9 protein-coding genes are annotated in these 14937 nt (G+C 70.9%); 4 read left to right on the top strand and 5 right to left on the bottom strand.

Features of this window, described 5'->3' with window-relative positions; translation table 11 throughout:
• On the top strand, nucleotides 1–300 hold a 300-nt coding region (locus tag CCN72_RS14430), incomplete at its 5' end, for a DUF6912 family protein (protein ID WP_425276146.1).
• 58 nt (nucleotides 301–358) lie between these two features.
• The gene (locus tag CCN72_RS14435; RefSeq protein WP_085565008.1) at nucleotides 359–1027 is read left to right on the top strand and encodes an HAD family hydrolase; all 669 of its coding nucleotides are present in this window, start codon (nucleotides 359–361) and stop codon (nucleotides 1025–1027) included.
• 17 nt (nucleotides 1028–1044) lie between these two features.
• Here CCN72_RS14435 and CCN72_RS14440 read toward each other — a convergent pair whose 3' ends face one another.
• Nucleotides 1045–1611 carry a DJ-1/PfpI family protein gene (locus CCN72_RS14440; protein ID WP_085565007.1) on the bottom strand — a complete coding sequence of 189 codons (567 nt, stop codon included), beginning with the start codon at nucleotides 1609–1611 and terminating at the stop codon, nucleotides 1045–1047.
• Between the two features lie 597 nt (nucleotides 1612–2208).
• Between CCN72_RS14440 and CCN72_RS14445 the strand changes: the two genes are divergently transcribed.
• Together CCN72_RS14445 and CCN72_RS14450 are read left to right on the top strand one after the other, a co-directional pair.
• Complete coding sequence (locus CCN72_RS14445; RefSeq protein WP_086807873.1) at nucleotides 2209–7170, top strand: NAD-glutamate dehydrogenase; 4962 nt, start codon at nucleotides 2209–2211, stop codon at nucleotides 7168–7170.
• Nucleotides 7171–7352: 182 nt separating this feature from the next.
• Nucleotides 7353–8867, top strand: a complete 1515-nt coding sequence (locus CCN72_RS14450) for a hypothetical protein (protein WP_237553605.1) — start codon at nucleotides 7353–7355, stop codon at nucleotides 8865–8867.
• Between the two features lie 91 nt (nucleotides 8868–8958).
• Here the strand turns inward: CCN72_RS14450 and CCN72_RS14455 are convergent, their stop codons facing one another.
• From CCN72_RS14455 to CCN72_RS14470, 4 genes are all read right to left on the bottom strand, one after another.
• The gene (locus CCN72_RS14455; protein ID WP_086807875.1) at nucleotides 8959–10632 is read right to left on the bottom strand and encodes a glycosyltransferase family 2 protein; all 1674 of its coding nucleotides are present in this window, start codon (nucleotides 10630–10632) and stop codon (nucleotides 8959–8961) included.
• Complete coding sequence (locus CCN72_RS14460; protein WP_086807876.1) at nucleotides 10629–12824, bottom strand: CDP-glycerol glycerophosphotransferase family protein; 2196 nt, start codon at nucleotides 12822–12824, stop codon at nucleotides 10629–10631. The genes CCN72_RS14455 and CCN72_RS14460 overlap by 4 nt, the downstream gene beginning before the upstream one ends.
• Nucleotides 12825–13005: 181 nt before the next feature.
• A complete protein-coding gene (locus CCN72_RS14465) occupies nucleotides 13006–13815 on the bottom strand; it encodes an ABC transporter ATP-binding protein (protein ID WP_086807878.1) in 810 nt (269 codons plus the stop codon).
• Between the two features lie 79 nt (nucleotides 13816–13894).
• Nucleotides 13895–14806: an ABC transporter permease gene (locus tag CCN72_RS14470; RefSeq protein WP_086807877.1), complete on the bottom strand. Its 912-nt coding sequence runs from the start codon at nucleotides 14804–14806 to the stop codon at nucleotides 13895–13897.
• Between the last annotated feature and the right edge of the window lie 131 nt (nucleotides 14807–14937).

The raw sequence follows: 14937 nt of genomic DNA on the forward strand, positions 1-14937 counted from the left end.
GCGCCGCGGCGCCGGATCGTGGTGGCCGTGGACGTGGCCGACGGCGCGGTCACGGCCGCGTCCGACGGCGGGGCCGAGCCGGGCGAGGTGACCGTGAAGGTGACAGTGCCGCTCGCCAAGGCGGCGGCGGTCCACGCCGACGCCGACGACGCCGAGCGGGCCGTGACCGCGGCGGCGCGGGCGCTGGCGGCGGCGGACGGCGGGGACGAGGCGGCGCAGACCGTCGTGGACGAGGCGGAGGACCACGAGCTGCTGTGGTTCGCCACACAGGAGCTCCCCAACCTCCTCGGGCGGCCCTGACCAGGCAGGATCGGTCGCCCCTCCGGGATTGTCAGTGGGGGCGGGTACGGTCTTGGGCATGGGGAAGCACGCACGCGCGCACATCGTCTGGGACTGGAACGGCACGCTGTTCCATGACAACGAGGCGATCATCGAGGCGACCAACGCCGCCTTCGCGGAGCTGGGCCTGGCGCCGATCACGCTGGAGCAGTACCGCGCGCTGTACTGCGTGCCGGTGCCGAAGTTCTACGAGCGGCTGATGGGGCGGCTGCCGAGCCAGGCCGAGTGGGAGCTGATGGACGGGATATTCCATCAGCGGTACACGGAGCGGCGGGCGCGGTGCGCGCTGACCGACGGGGCGGCGGAGCTGCTCCGCGGATGGCGGACGGCGGGGCACAGCCAGTCGCTGCTGAGCATGTACGGACACGAGGAACTGGTGCCGCTCGTGCGGGGGTTCGGGATCGAGGAGCAGTTCGTGCGCGTCGACGGGCGGACGGGGCCGTCCGGCGGGAGCAAGGCGGAGCACATGGTGCGGCATCTGTCGTGGCTCGCCGGAGCGGTGGAGCCGGGGCGGACCGTGGTGATCGGGGACGCGGCGGACGACGCGGTCGCGGCGCGGCATGTGGGGGCTGGGGCCGTGCTGTACACCGGCGGGTCGCACAGCAGGGCCAGCCTGGAGGAGGTCGGCGTCCCGGTGGTGGACACGCTGGCGGAGGCGGTGGAGGTCGCGCAGCGAATAGCCGTGTGAGGGAGCCCTCGCGGGTCTCAGTTCACCGGCGCCTTCGCCCGCAGCACCTTGATGAACTCCCGCATCCAGGACGGATGGTCCGGCCAGGCCCGCGCGGAGACCAGTGTGCCGTCCGTCACCGTCTCCGTGTCCTGGAAGCTCGCGCCCGCGGCCTGCATGTCGGGTTCCAGGGCCGGGTACGCGGTGACACGGCGGCCGCGCAGGGTGTCGATCGCGGCGGTGAGCAGCGGGCCGTGGCAGATCTGGGCGACCGGCTTGTCCGCGTCGAAGAAGGCCTTGAGGATCTTGCGCAGTTCGGGATCGTTGCGCAGATACTCGGGGGCCCGGCCGCCGGGGATGACGAGGGCGACGTACGCGCCGGGGTCCACCTCGGCGAAGGAGAGGTCGGCCGGCCAGGTGTATCCGGGCTTCTCGGTGTACGTGTCGTAGCCGGGCTCGAAGTCGTGCACCACGAAGCGCAGCGTCTTGCGGGAGGGAGCCGCGATGTCGACGTCGTAGCCCTCCTCGCGCAGCCGCTGGTAGGGGTACATGACCTCCAGGGACTCCGCGGCGTCGCCGGTGACGATGAGGATCTTCGCGGGCATGTCGGCGCTCCTCGGGACGGACGGTGACGAACAGGGACGGACGGGGACGGACTCCTCGGCCGGTCCCCCGGGGCCGTAGCTCTCAGGGTGCGGCGGAAGAGGCGGGGCCGCTACCCCACCCCGCCTCCCACCTGGCCGAATCCGGTTACGCCACCCGGGCGGCCTCCGACGCTGTGCAGAACGTCAAACTTTGACCCCCTGTTTTGTACACATACGGCTCATGACGGTTCCGGGGTGAGGGGCGATAGCCTTGTGGCGTGATCAGCGCGATAGCTCGCGGGAGCGATCAGGCTCCCGCCCTGCGCCCGGGTTGCACGGAGGACCTCCGTGACCGGGCGGCGGTCGCTGGTCCGCGCGGGCGGGACGGGGGCGCCGCAGCCCCCAGGACGCCGAGGCCGGCCCGGAACACGACGGTGCCGAGAGCAGCGTCACATCCCATGGTCGTGTCGGAAATGGCCGAATACCCCCCGCTCATCTCACCTGTCGGCATAGCGTCGGAACGGACCGGAAACTCCGGGCCGTGGCGTCGAGCCGCAGGGGAAGAGCCAGTACTTCCTTCTACGTCACGCAACGGCGCGCGACAGGAGCCAGAGGACAATGCAGACCAAGCTGGACGAAGCCAAGGCCGAGATGCTCGAACGGGCCGCTCGGGTAGCTGAGAACAGCCCGGTCGGGGGGAACCTACCGACCGGGTCGACGGGCGAGGGCTCCCCGGACACCCCGGACAGTGAGTCAACCCTCGCGTTCCTCCAGCGCTACTACCTGCACACCGCACCGGAAGACCTCACCGACCGCGACCCGGTGGACGCCTTCGGCGCCGCGGTCTCGCACTACCGCCTGGCCGAGAGCCGCCCCCAGGGCACCGCGAACGTCCGGGTGCACACCCCGACGGTCGAGGAGAACGGCTGGACGTGCAGCCACACGGTCGTCGAGGTCGTGACCGACGACATGCCGTTCCTGGTCGACTCCGTCACCAATGAGCTGACCCGGGGCGGGCGCGGCATCCATGTCGTGATCCACCCCCAGTTCGTGGTCCGCCGTGACATCACCGGCAAGCTGCTGGAGATCCTGCCGACCCCGGCCACCTCCGTCGACCCCGCCGAGCTGCCGCACGACGCGCACATCGAGTCGTGGATCCACGTCGAGATCGACCGCGAGACCGACCGCGCCGACCTCAAGCAGATCACCTCCGACCTGCTGCGCGTCCTGTCCGACGTCCGCGAGGCCGTCGAGGACTGGGACAAGATGCGGGAGGCGGCGGCGCGGGTCGCCGGCGAGCTGGAGAGCGAGCCGGTCCCGGCCGACCTGCCGAAGGCCGAGGTCGAGGAGGCCCGCGAGCTGCTGCGCTGGCTCGCCACCGACCACTTCACCTTCCTGGGCTTCCGCGAGTACGAACTGCGCGGCGACGACACCCTGGCCGCCGTGCCCGGCACCGGCCTCGGCATCCTGCGCTCCGACCCGCAGCACGCCGAGGACGACCAGCACCCGGTCAGCCCCTCCTTCGAGCGGCTGCCGGCCGACGCCCGCGCCAAGGCCCGCGAGCACAAGCTGCTGGTGCTGACCAAGGCGAACAGCCGGGCCACCGTGCACCGGCCGTCGTACCTGGACTACATCGGCGTCAAGAAGTTCGACAAGGACGGCAATGTCGTCGGGGAGCGCCGCTTCCTCGGCCTGTTCTCCTCGGCCGCGTACACCGAGTCGGTGCGCCGCGTCCCGGTGATCCGCCGCAAGGTCGCCGAGGTCCTCGACCGCGCCGGGTTCTCGCCCAACAGCCACGACGGCCGCGATCTGCTCCAGATCCTGGAGACCTACCCGCGCGACGAGCTGTTCCAGACGCCGGCCGCCGAGCTCCAGTCGATCGTCACCAGCGTGCTCTACCTCCAGGAGCGCCGCCGGCTGCGCCTGTACCTGCGCCAGGACGAGTACGGCCGCTACTACTCGGCCCTCGTCTACCTGCCGCGCGACCGCTACACCACCGGCGTGCGCCTGCGGATCATCGACATCCTGAAGGAGGAGCTCGGCGGCACCAGCGTCGACTTCACCGCCTGGAACACCGAGTCGATCCTGTCCCGGCTGCACTTCGTCGTCCGCGTCCCGCAGGGCACCGAGCTGCCCGAGCTGTCGGACGCCGACAAGGACCGTATCGAGACCCGCCTGGTCGAGGCCGCCCGCTCCTGGGCGGACGGGTTCACCGAGGCGCTCAACGCCGAGCTGGGCGAGGAGCGCGCCGCCGAGCTGCTGCGCCGCTACACCAACGCCTTCCCCGAGGGCTACAAGGCCGACCACAGCCCCCGCGCGGCCGTGGCCGACCTCGTGCACCTGGAGCGGCTGACCGAGGAGCCGGGCAACGACTTCGCGCTGAGCCTGTACGAGCCGGTCGGCGCCGCCCCCGACGAGCGCCGCTTCAAGATCTACCGCAAGGGCGCCTCCGTCTCCCTGTCCGCCGTGCTGCCGGTCCTCCAGCGCATCGGCGTGGAGGTCGTGGACGAGCGGCCGTACGAGCTGCGCTGCTCGGACCGCACCACCGGCTGGATCTACGACTTCGGACTGCGCATCCCCAAGTCGCCCGCCGGCGCCGGCGGCGACTACCTGGGCGACGACGGCCGTGAGCGCTTCCAGGAGGCGTTCGCCGCGACCTGGACCGGCCGCGCGGAGAACGACGGCTTCAACTCCCTCGTGCTCAGCGCCGGACTGAACTGGCGCGAGGCGATGGTGCTGCGCGCCTACGCCAAGTACCTGCGCCAGGCCGGTTCGACCTTCTCGCAGGACTACATGGAGGACACCCTCCGCAACAACGTCCACACCACCCGGCTGCTCGTCTCCCTGTTCGAGGCGCGGATGTCGCCCGAGCGGCAGCAGGCCGGCCTGGAGCTGACGGACGCGCTGCTGGAGGAACTGGACGCGGCCCTGGACCAGGTAGCGAGCCTGGACGAGGACCGCATCCTGCGCTCCTTCCTGACCGTCATCAAGGCGACCCTGCGGACCAACTTCTTCCAGCGGCGCCCCGACGGCCACCCCCACGACTACGTGTCGATGAAGTTCGACCCGCAGGCCATCCCGGACCTGCCCGCGCCGCGCCCGGCGTTCGAGATCTGGGTGTACTCGCCGCGGGTCGAGGGCGTGCACCTGCGCTTCGGCAAGGTCGCGCGCGGTGGTCTGCGCTGGTCCGACCGGCGTGAGGACTTCCGTACCGAGATCCTCGGCCTGGTCAAGGCGCAGATGGTGAAGAACACCGTCATCGTGCCGGTCGGCGCCAAGGGCGGCTTCGTCGCCAAGCAGCTGCCGGACCCGGCGCAGGACCGGGACGCGTGGCTCGCGGAGGGCGTCGCCAGCTACAAGACGTTCATCTCGGCGCTGCTGGACATCACCGACAACATGGTCGGCGGCGAGGTCGTCCCGCCCAAGGACGTGGTGCGGCACGACGGCGACGACACGTACCTGGTCGTCGCGGCCGACAAGGGCACCGCCACCTTCTCCGACATCGCCAACGGGGTCGCCGAGAAGTACAACTTCTGGCTCGGCGACGCCTTCGCCTCCGGTGGTTCGGCGGGTTACGACCACAAGGGCATGGGCATCACCGCACGTGGCGCGTGGGAGTCCGTCAAGCGGCACTTCCGCGAGCTGGGCGTGGACACCCAGTCCGAGGACTTCACGGTCGTCGGCATCGGTGACATGTCCGGTGACGTGTTCGGCAACGGCATGCTGCTGTCCGAGCACATCCGCCTGGTCGCCGCCTTCGACCACCGGCACATCTTCATCGACCCGAACCCGGACGCGGCGACCGGATACGCCGAGCGCCGCCGCCTGTTCGAGCTGCCCCGCTCCAGCTGGGCCGACTACAACACCGAGCTGCTCTCGGCCGGCGGCGGGATCTTCCCGCGCAGCGCCAAGTCGATCCAGCTCAACGCGCACATCCGCGAGGCCCTCGGCATCGAGGACAAGGTCGCCAAGATGACCCCGGCCGACCTGATGAAGACGATCCTCAAGGCGCCGGTCGACCTGCTGTGGAACGGCGGCATCGGCACCTATGTGAAGTCGTCCGCCGAGTCGAACGCGGACGTCGGCGACAAGGCCAACGACGCCATCCGCGTCGACGGCGCCGACCTGCGCGTGAAGGTCGTCGGCGAGGGCGGCAACCTGGGCCTGACCCAGCTCGGCCGTATCGAGTTCGCCCACCAGGGCGGCAAGATCAACACCGACGCGATCGACAACAGCGCCGGCGTGGACACCTCCGACCACGAGGTGAACATCAAGATCCTGCTGAACGGCCTGGTCGCGGACGGCGACATGACCGTCAAGCAGCGCAACAAGCTGCTCGCCGGGATGACCGACGAGGTCGGCGCGCTGGTGCTGCGCAACAACTACGCGCAGAACACCGCGCTCGCCAACGCGCTGTTCCAGGCCAAGGACATGCTCCACGCCCAGCAGCGCTTCCTGCGCCACCTGGTGCGCGAGGGCCACCTGGACCGGGCGCTGGAGTTCCTGCCCACCGACCGCCAGATCCGCGAGCGCCTGAACCAGGGCCAGGGCCTGACCGGCCCGGAGACGGCCGTCGTCATGGCGTACACGAAGATCACGGTCGCCGAGGAGCTGCTGGCCACCTCGCTGCCCGACGACCCGTATCTGCGCGGCCTGCTGCACGCGTACTTCCCCTCCGACCTGCGCGAGCGGTTCTCGGAGGCCGTCGACAACCACCCGCTGCGCCGCGAGATCACCACCACGGTGCTGGTCAACGACACGGTCAACACGGGCGGTACGACGTATCTGCACCGGCTGCGCGAGGAGACCGGCGCCTCCCTGGAGGAGATCGTCCGCGCCCAGACCGCGGCCCGTGCGATCTTCTGCTCGGCCCCGGTGTGGGACGCGGTGGAGGCCCTGGACAACCAGGTCGACGCGGCCGTGCAGACCCGCATCCGGCTGCACTCGCGGCGCCTGATCGAGCGCGGCACCCGCTGGCTGCTCAACAACCGGCCGCAGCCGCTCCAGCTCGCCGAGACGGTGGAGTTCTTCGCCGAGCGCGTCGAGCAGGTCTGGCAGCAGCTGCCCAAGCTGGTGCGCGGCGCGGACCTGGAGTGGTACCAGCATGTGTACGACGAGCTGTCCGCGGCCGGCGTCCCGGACGAACTCGCCGCCCGCGTGGCCGGGTTCTCCTCCGCCTTCCCGGCGCTCGACATCGTCTCGGTGGCCGACCGCATGGGCAAGGAGCCGCTGGACGTTGCCGAGGTCTACTACGACCTCGCCGACCGCCTCGGCATCACCCAGCTGATGGACCGCATCATCGAGCTGCCGCGCAACGACCGCTGGCAGTCCATGGCCCGCGCCTCCATCCGCGAGGACCTCTACGCGGCGCACGCGGCGCTCACCGCGGACGTGCTCGCGGTGGGCAACGGCACCGCGTCGCCGGAGCAGCGGTTCGCGGACTGGGAGCAGAAGAACGCCCCGATCCTGGGCCGGGCGCGCACCACCCTGGAGGAGATCCGCAGTTCGGACGCCTTCGACCTCGCCAACCTGTCGGTGGCGATGCGGACGATGCGGACGCTGCTGCGCACGCACTCGTAGCACTACCGCGTCAGCGGAGGGAACGCCCCGGACCGATGGAGAATCGGTCCGGGGCGTTCCTTTTCTTGCCGTCCTTTGTACAAAGGAGATAGGCGGATTTACCGTTTCCTGCTTATCGGTGCGTTTCGGATAGGGTCTGCGCTGTAATTACCTGGGCTTCCGCGATTGGGTGTTCCAGCAGAATGCACGCAGCACAGTCCGACCTCGAAGAACAGCTGAGCAGCCCGGAGTCCCCGGGTGGTGGCGCGCGGGTGGCCCGTGCGGTGCCGCAGGCGGCCGCGGTGCTGGTGGTGGCGCTGCTGCTGGCGGTGATCGTCCGGCTGCCGTGGATCGGCGACCTCGGCATGCACGCGGCCACGATCCAACGCCTCGGCCACAGCCTGCTGCACCCCGGCAATCCGCTGGTCGACGCGGACACACCGAGTCCTTACTACTCGCCGTGGATGCTGCTGCTGGGCGCGCTCGCCAAGGTGAGTGGCCTGTCGGTGTTCGTGGTGCTGCGCATCGGGGCGCTGATCGGGCTGACCCTGCTGGTCACCGGGGTGTGGCGGTACGTCCGGACCCTCAGCGCCCAGCGCGCCGCGCCGGCGCTCGCGCTGCTGAGCCTGGTGCTGCTGTGGGGGACGGCCGTCCTCAACTGGAGCGGGTTCATCGGGCTGCACTCGCTCGCCCTGACCATCTCCTACCCGAGCGTGTTCGCGCTGGGGCTGAGCTTCCATTTCTGGGCCTGGCTCACCCGGGCACTGCGCGAGCGGGCGTCCTGGGGGCGGTGGCTCGCCCTCGGGCTGCTGTGGGCGCTGATCCTGCTCTGCCACCAGTTCACGGGCGTCGTCGCCACACTCGGCGCGCTGGCGATGGTCGTCTCCGCCCGTCCGGGGCGGCAGGTGTGGCTCCGGCTCGGGGCCGGGCTGGTGCTCGGGGCGGTGCTGCTGTGGGCGTGGCCCTACTACGACTTCTTCTCGCTGTTCTCCGCCGGGGCGGATCTGGAGGCCATCCACAAGTCGCTCTACCAGCATCTGTTCGCACGGTTCGGACTGGTGCTGCTGGGCGTGGTGGCGCTGGTGCCCCGGCTGCGGCGGGACCGGTGGGACGCGCTGGCGCTGTTCTTCGCGCTGGGCGCGCTGGTCGTCGCGGCGGGTGGGCTGACCGGGCACTACTCCTGGGGCCGCGCGCTGCCCGCCGCGCTGATCCCGGCGCAGCTCGCGGCCGCGCTGGAGGTGGTGTCCGCGGGGCGGCGGGCGGTACGGGCCGGGTGGGCGTGCGTGCTCGGGCTCGCGCTGGCGGTGGGTTTCTGGGGGCAGGCGGGGACGATCGGGTACGCGACGGGGCGGTCCGCGCTGCCGTCGGCGCTCGCGGACAAGTACGAGACACCGTGGACCGGTTATCACTGGATCACACCATGGGTGCGGTACGGGGACGTGGTGATGGCGCGGACGATCGCGGCCCGTCAGATCCCGGCGTACGGGGGATACACCGTGGCGCCGGGCTATCCGGATGTGTTCCTACGGGACTCGGCGCGCCGCTCCGCCGCGGTGGACCGGTTCTTCGCCGCGGGGACGTCGGCGGCGGAGCGGCGGGGGATTCTGCGGGAGTACGGGGTGCGATGGGTCGTCGCCTCGGCCGACCTGGCCGGACCCGGCCTGCGGAAGGTGACGACGGGACCCGGGGAGCAGGTGCTGTACCGGGTGGTGGGCTGAGCTGGAGCGCCCCGTAAGGGGCGCGGGGAACTGCGCGAGCGGCCACGACGCAGTCGCAGCCGTCCACGCACCCGGAGCCCAGCGGCGCTCGCTATTTCAGCAGACTCGCCACCAGCTTCGCCGCCTTCCGCACCCGCGGCCGCGCCACCTTGTGCAGGACCGGCCGGATCACCGCCGTCACCCCCACCGGCTCCCAGCGGAGCTGAAGCCGACCGGGGTTGCGGCCCTCCGGCTCCACCGTGACCGCGTGCGGCGCGGCACCGGAGCGGTAGTCGACGCGGGTCGTGGCCGACGGGAAGTCCAGCGGGGCCAGGAGGACACCGGAGTTCCACAGGCCTTGCTGGTTCAGACGGACCAGCGGATGCCGGATGCCCTGGAAGCCCTGGAGGGGGATCCGCGCGGCGGAGAGATCCAGCCGCACCGTGCCCTCGAAGACACCGGGGCTGACCGGGTCGAGCCGGAAGGGCACCGTCATGCGGCGCCCGCCGGGGGAGACGATCAGACCGGCGCGCTGCGGCCCGACCGGGAGCCGCAGCCCGGGGTCGTACGTCCGGACGGTGAGCGTCAGGGTCGCCCCGGGGCCCCGGTTCAGCTCCGTGATCTCGTGCCGGAACTGCGCCGTCGGGAACGGCCGGGTCTCCAGCTCCAGGTCGGCGACGGACAGTTCACGCCGGCCGCGCTCGGTGTCCGGGACGCTCCCGCCCCAGTACGGCACACCCGCCGTGTCCGTCGTGACCTGGCGCGGCGCCACCTCCTGGCCCAGTCCCCGCGCCGCGAGCCGCGCGTCGGCGAGGCGCCCGGAGCGCAGCAGTTCGAGGACCACCCGCTCGGGTCGGGGCAGCCGGGCGAACGCGCCCGGGGCCAGGGTGTCGAGGTAGGGGTTCATGATGTCCGCGAACGCGGCCAGCCACTCCTCGTCCCGGTAGGGCAGATCGCCCGCGTACATCCGGAAGTCGTGCTTGAGGAACTTGAAGTCCTTGTCCTCGCGCAGCCCCTCGTGTCCGCTCTCCACCAGGAAGTCGTCGATGAGCCGCTGCACATGGACCCGGTCGCGCACATTGGTGACCTTGTGCCGCTGGTTGGAGATGGACGCCGACGCGGCCGCCGCGAACGGGTCGATGTACCAGACGTACACCGGGTCCGGGATGATCGTGAACGCCTTCGCCAGGCAGTACGCCTGGGCCGAGAACAGCTGGTCCTCGTAGTGGATGCCCTCGGGGAAGCGCAGTTCGTGCCGGTCCAGGAAGGAGCGCGCGTACATCTTGCTGGTCGACAGGTGCTCGAACAGCAGCCGGGGGTCCGCCTCGATGCCCTCGACCGTGCGCCGCTCGGCGACCAGGTGCGGCATCCAGGTCGTACGACGGCCGTTGTCCACCCGTACCCGGCGCACCGCGCCCATGGTGAAGTCGACCTCGCGCTCGCGGTGCGCGGCCAGCAGCAACTCCACGGCCTGCGGCGGGAGTTCGTCGTCGCTGTCCAGGAACATCAGATAGGGCGCGCGGGCGATCTCGATGGCCCGGTTGCGCGGCGCGCTGCACCCGCCGCTGTTCTTTGGCAGCCGGAGGTAGCGCACCCGCGGGTCCTCCGCCTCCAGCCGGCGCGCCACCGCGGGCGTGTCGTCGGTGGAGTGGTCGTCGCTGATGACGATCTCGATATTGGCGTGCGTCTGCGCGCGCAGCGAGGCGACCGCCCGGGGCAGGCGGTCCGCGTCGTTGAACACGATGACGGTGACCGTGACGTCGGGGGTCGTGGCCGGGGTCGTCATGCCGTGGCCTCCTCGGGGGTCGGGGCGGGGGTGCGGTCCTCGATCGGCAGCACCGGTGGCAGGGCGTCCTCCGGCTCGCCCAGAAACACCCGTCGTACGACCCGTTCGGCGGCGCGGCCGTCGTCGTACTCGCAGAACCGGCGCCGGAAGGCGGTGCGGGCCTTGGCCGCGGTCTCGTCGCGCCAGGCGCCGGAGCGGAAGATCTCCGTCAGCTCCTCCTGGGTGCGGGCGACCTGGCCCGGATGGTCGGTCATCAGGTCGAAGTAGACGCCGCGGGTGGTGCGGTAGGTCTCCCAGTCGTCGGCGTAGACGACGATCGGGCGGTCCAGGTTGGCGTAGTCGAACATGATCGACGAGTAGTCCGTGACCAGCGCGTCGGCGGCCAGGCACAGCTCCTCGACGGGGTCGTAGGAGGAGACGTCGATGAGCCGCCCGGAGCGGCGCAGACCGGTCAGCGGGGAGGTGGCGCCGCCGTAGAAGTAGTGGGCGCGCACCAGCAGGACCGTGTCCTCGCCGAGCCGGTCGGCGAGTTCGGCGAGGTCGAGGCGGGGGGTGAAGCCGGCCTCGTAGTCGCGGTGGGTGGGGGCGTAGAGGACCGCCGTCTTGCCGGGGGCGATGCCGAGCCGGGCGCGGGCGGCGCGGACCGCGTCGGCGCCGCTGGTGTAGAAGACGTCGTTGCGTGGATAGCCGTGGTCCAGCGAGGTGTAGCGGGCCGGGTAGGCGCGCTCCCACATCCGGGTGGAGTGGCTGTTGGCGCTGACGCTGTAGTCCCAGCGGTCGATGCGGGCCAGCAGCGCGTCGAAGTCCAGTCCCTTGGCGGCGGCCGGGTGTTCGATCTGGTCCAGGCCCATGCGCTTGAGCGGGGTGCCGTGATGGGTCTGGAGGTGGATCGCGTCCGGCCGTTTGACCACCGCGTTGGGGAAGTTGACGTTGTTGACGAGGTACTTGGCGGTGGCCAGCACCTCCCAGTAGCGGCGGGTGCCGGGCACCACATGGTCGGTGCCGGGCGGTAGCAGGGCCGTGTTGTCCTTGGAGACCACCCACACCGGGTGGATGTGCGGGGCCAGTTCGGCGAGCTTGGCGGCGATCGCGGCCGGATTGCAGGCCACCCCGCGCTCCCAGTAGGCGGCGAACACCGCGAGGTCCGGGTCGACGGGACGGCTCAGGGCGCGCCGGTACTGCTGCTCGCGCAGCTTGGCGCCGACCTGCCGCTTACGGGCGCGTACGGCCTTGCGGGCGGCGCGGCGGGCGCGGTTGGCGGCCTGGAACGCGCGGTACTTCGTGTACGCGCCCTCCTCCAGCAGCGCATGCCGTACGCCCTCCACGCCCGCCGGGTGCTCATGGCGCTCGGGCCGCCAGCGCACCGCCGCGAGGGAGGCGCGGCGGAAGAACTCGCGGGCCACCTCGTCGGGCAGGTTCTCGCCGGCGAAGGTGCGCACCAGGTCGCGCATCATCAGGTCGTAGAGAACCACGCGCGGGGCGCGCCGGTCGCGGGCGAGCGGCATCAGCGACTCGTAGCGCTCGACCAGCTCGAAGCGGTCCTCGGGGGCGAGCGGCGGCAGGCTCTCGGGGCGCAGCTCGCGGTTCTCGTACGCCACCTGGTTGAGGCAGGCGACACGGCCCGCGCACAGCAGGGCGGCGCGGGCGGCACGCGGCTCGTCGTCGGTGGTCAGTCGCGCCTCATGGGCCGCCCAGAACTCCCTGCGCAGGGCGCGGTTGCCGAGCAGCGGGGTCAGCCGGAGCAGGTCGACGGCCTCGTCCAGGGGGAGGGCGGCGCGGCCGACGGCGGCGAGGAGGCGGCCGTCGCGGGAGGGCCGGGCGGCGGCCTGCCAGGTGGTGGTGAGGTGGTCGAGGAGGAGGACGTCCACGGAGTCGTCCAGCTCGGCGGCGCGTTCGGCGATCAGGCGGGGCGCACCGGCCGGCAGTCCGTCCTTGGCGTGCACGAAGTGCAGCCAGCGGCCCGTGGCGCGGGCGGCGCCGGCGGCCCGGGCGGCCGCGTCGGTGGTGCCGTCGGGCAGCGGGACCACGACCGTGTCGGGGGCGTGGGCCTCGGCCGTCTCCCGGGCCCAGTCACCGACCGCGGCGACCACGACCTCGGCGTCGGACAGGGGGTGCGCTTCCAGGGAGTCGAGCAGTTCCGTCAGATGCCCCTGCGCGTTGGGTCCGTAGACGATGACGCTGAGTTGGGGCATCGCGGTGGACTCCTTCGGCTCGTCGGTGGAGGATCACCCTTCATAACATACTGTCACTAAGCGGATGAAAGGGATGACCACGTTCGGGGTAAGAAGAAAGGGACCCGGGTGTTAGACAGACGTCCCGGGTCCCTGGTTGCCCTCTCGGCCACCTTCATGTGGTGAGGGGTTTGTGAGCGCGTTACGCGGCCTTCTTCGGGGCGGGCTTCTTCGCCTTGTCGCCGGTGAAGGCCTCGTACTCCTTGAGGACCTCCTCGGTGGGGCCGTCCAGGCGCAGCTCGCCGCGCTCCAGCCACAGCGTCCGCTCGCAGGTGTCGCGGATCGAGTTGTTGTTGTGGCTGACCAGGAACACGGTGCCCGCCGTCTCGCGCAGCTCGCGGATCCGCTCCTCCGAGCGCACCTGGAACCTGCGGTCGCCGGTGGCCAGGGCCTCGTCGATGAGCAGCACGTCGTGGTCCTTGGCGGCGGCGATGGAGAAGCGCAGCCGGGCCGCCATACCGGAGGAGTACGTGCGCATCGGCAGGGTGATGAAGTCGCCCTTCTCGTTGATCCCGGAGAAGTCGACGATGCCCTGGTAGCGCTCCCTGACCTGCTCGCGGGACATGCCCATGGCGAGGCCGCCGAGGTAGACGTTGCGCTCGCCGGTGAGGTCGTTCATCAGCGCCGCGTTGACGCCGAGGAGGGAGGGCTGGCCGTGGGTGTAGATGTGGCCGCTCTCCACCGGCAGCAGGCCGGCGACGGCCTTGAGCAGGGTGGACTTGCCGGAGCCGTTGGTGCCGATGAGGCCGATCGCCTCGCCCTTGTAGGCGACGAACGACACCTTCTTCACCGCGTGCACCCGGCGCACGCCGGCGGCCTTGTCGGCCTGCTTGCGGCGCATGATGCGGTTGAGGGCGGCGGTGGCGGAGCCGCGGCCCGAGCCGGTGCCGTTGACCCGGTAGACGATGTCGACGCTGTCGGCGACGACGGTGGGAATCCGCTCGCTCTGCATGCTCTGCCCGGTCTGCTGGGTCCGATGGGTGGTCTGCTGGGGCTGCTGGGTGGTGGTCCGCTGGATCCGCTCGCTCTGCTCAGCCACGGCCGTACGTCTCCTCAGCCTTCCAGAAGTAGATGAAGCCGCCGACACCGGCGAGCAGGGCCCAGCCGATGGCGATCGGCCACACGTGCGGGGGCAGCTGCTTGGAGTGGAAGCTGTCGATCAGCGCGAAGCGCATGAGGTCGATGTAGACCGCGGCCGGGTTGGTCTGGAGCAGCACCGTGACGATGTGCGGCAGGTGATCGTTCTTGGTGAGCTTGTCGATGCTCCACATCACGCCGGACACATACATCCAGGTGCGCAGGATGAACGGCATCAGCTGGGCGATGTCGGGGGTCTTGGCACCCCAGCGCGCCATGATCATCGCCACGCCGGCGTTGAAGGTGAACTGGAGGATCAGCGCGGGGATCACCAGCAGCCAGGAGGCGCTGACCGGCACGCCGAAGCAGAGCAGGATGACGACCAGGGCGGCCATCGAGAACAGCAGCTGCTGGAGCTGCTGGATGCAGAAGGAGATCGGCAGGGCGGCGCGCGGGAAGTGCAGGGCGCGCACCAGGCCGAGGTTGCCGGAGATCGCCCGGGTGCCGACCTGGATCGAGCTCTGCGTGAACGTCCACACGAACACGCCCGTGACCAGGAAGGGGATGTAGTCCGGGACGCCCCTCTTGGTGCCGAGCAGGACGCCGAAGATGAAGTAGTAGACCGCCGCGTTCAGCAGCGGGGTCATGACCTGCCAGACCTGGCCGAGCTTCGCCTCGCTGTACTGCGCGGTGAGCTTGGCGGTGGCGAAGGCGGTGATGAAGTGACGCCGGGCCCACAGCTGGCGGATGTACTCCGGCAGGGAGGGGCGGGCGCCGCTGACCGACAGGCCGTGCCGGGTGGCCAGCGCCTTGAGGTCGTCGGCCGGGGCCTGGATCGGGGGCGGTGTGTCGAGGACCTGGCTCACATCCGCTGCTTTCGCTCGGGGGGAGGGGGGTGCCACGGCTCCGACTGTGTCCGGAACCAGGGCGGGCCGGTCCCGTCGTCCGGCGTTTCCTTACGTTTCTCTTCACGTTCTCTTACGACGGGACGGGACCG

This window comes from Streptomyces murinus (genome assembly GCF_002154555.1).
GTDB classification, from domain to species: Bacteria; Actinomycetota; Actinomycetes; order Streptomycetales; family Streptomycetaceae; genus Streptomyces; species Streptomyces murinus.

What these genes read in the sequence shown, in the direction of transcription:
- CCN72_RS14435 (WP_085565008.1), top strand. Translation starts at nt 359, where the DNA reads ATGGGGAAGCACGCACGCGCGCACATCGTCTGGGACTGGAACGGCACG.
- CCN72_RS14440 (WP_085565007.1), bottom strand. Translation starts at nt 1,611, where the DNA reads ATGCCCGCGAAGATCCTCATCGTCACCGGCGACGCCGCGGAGTCCCTG.
- CCN72_RS14445 (WP_086807873.1), top strand. Translation starts at nt 2,209, where the DNA reads ATGCAGACCAAGCTGGACGAAGCCAAGGCCGAGATGCTCGAACGGGCC.
- CCN72_RS14450 (WP_237553605.1), top strand. Translation starts at nt 7,353, where the DNA reads ATGCACGCAGCACAGTCCGACCTCGAAGAACAGCTGAGCAGCCCGGAG.
- CCN72_RS14455 (WP_086807875.1), bottom strand. Translation starts at nt 10,632, where the DNA reads ATGACGACCCCGGCCACGACCCCCGACGTCACGGTCACCGTCATCGTG.
- CCN72_RS14460 (WP_086807876.1), bottom strand. Translation starts at nt 12,824, where the DNA reads ATGCCCCAACTCAGCGTCATCGTCTACGGACCCAACGCGCAGGGGCAT.
- CCN72_RS14465 (WP_086807878.1), bottom strand. Translation starts at nt 13,815, where the DNA reads ATGCAGAGCGAGCGGATTCCCACCGTCGTCGCCGACAGCGTCGACATC.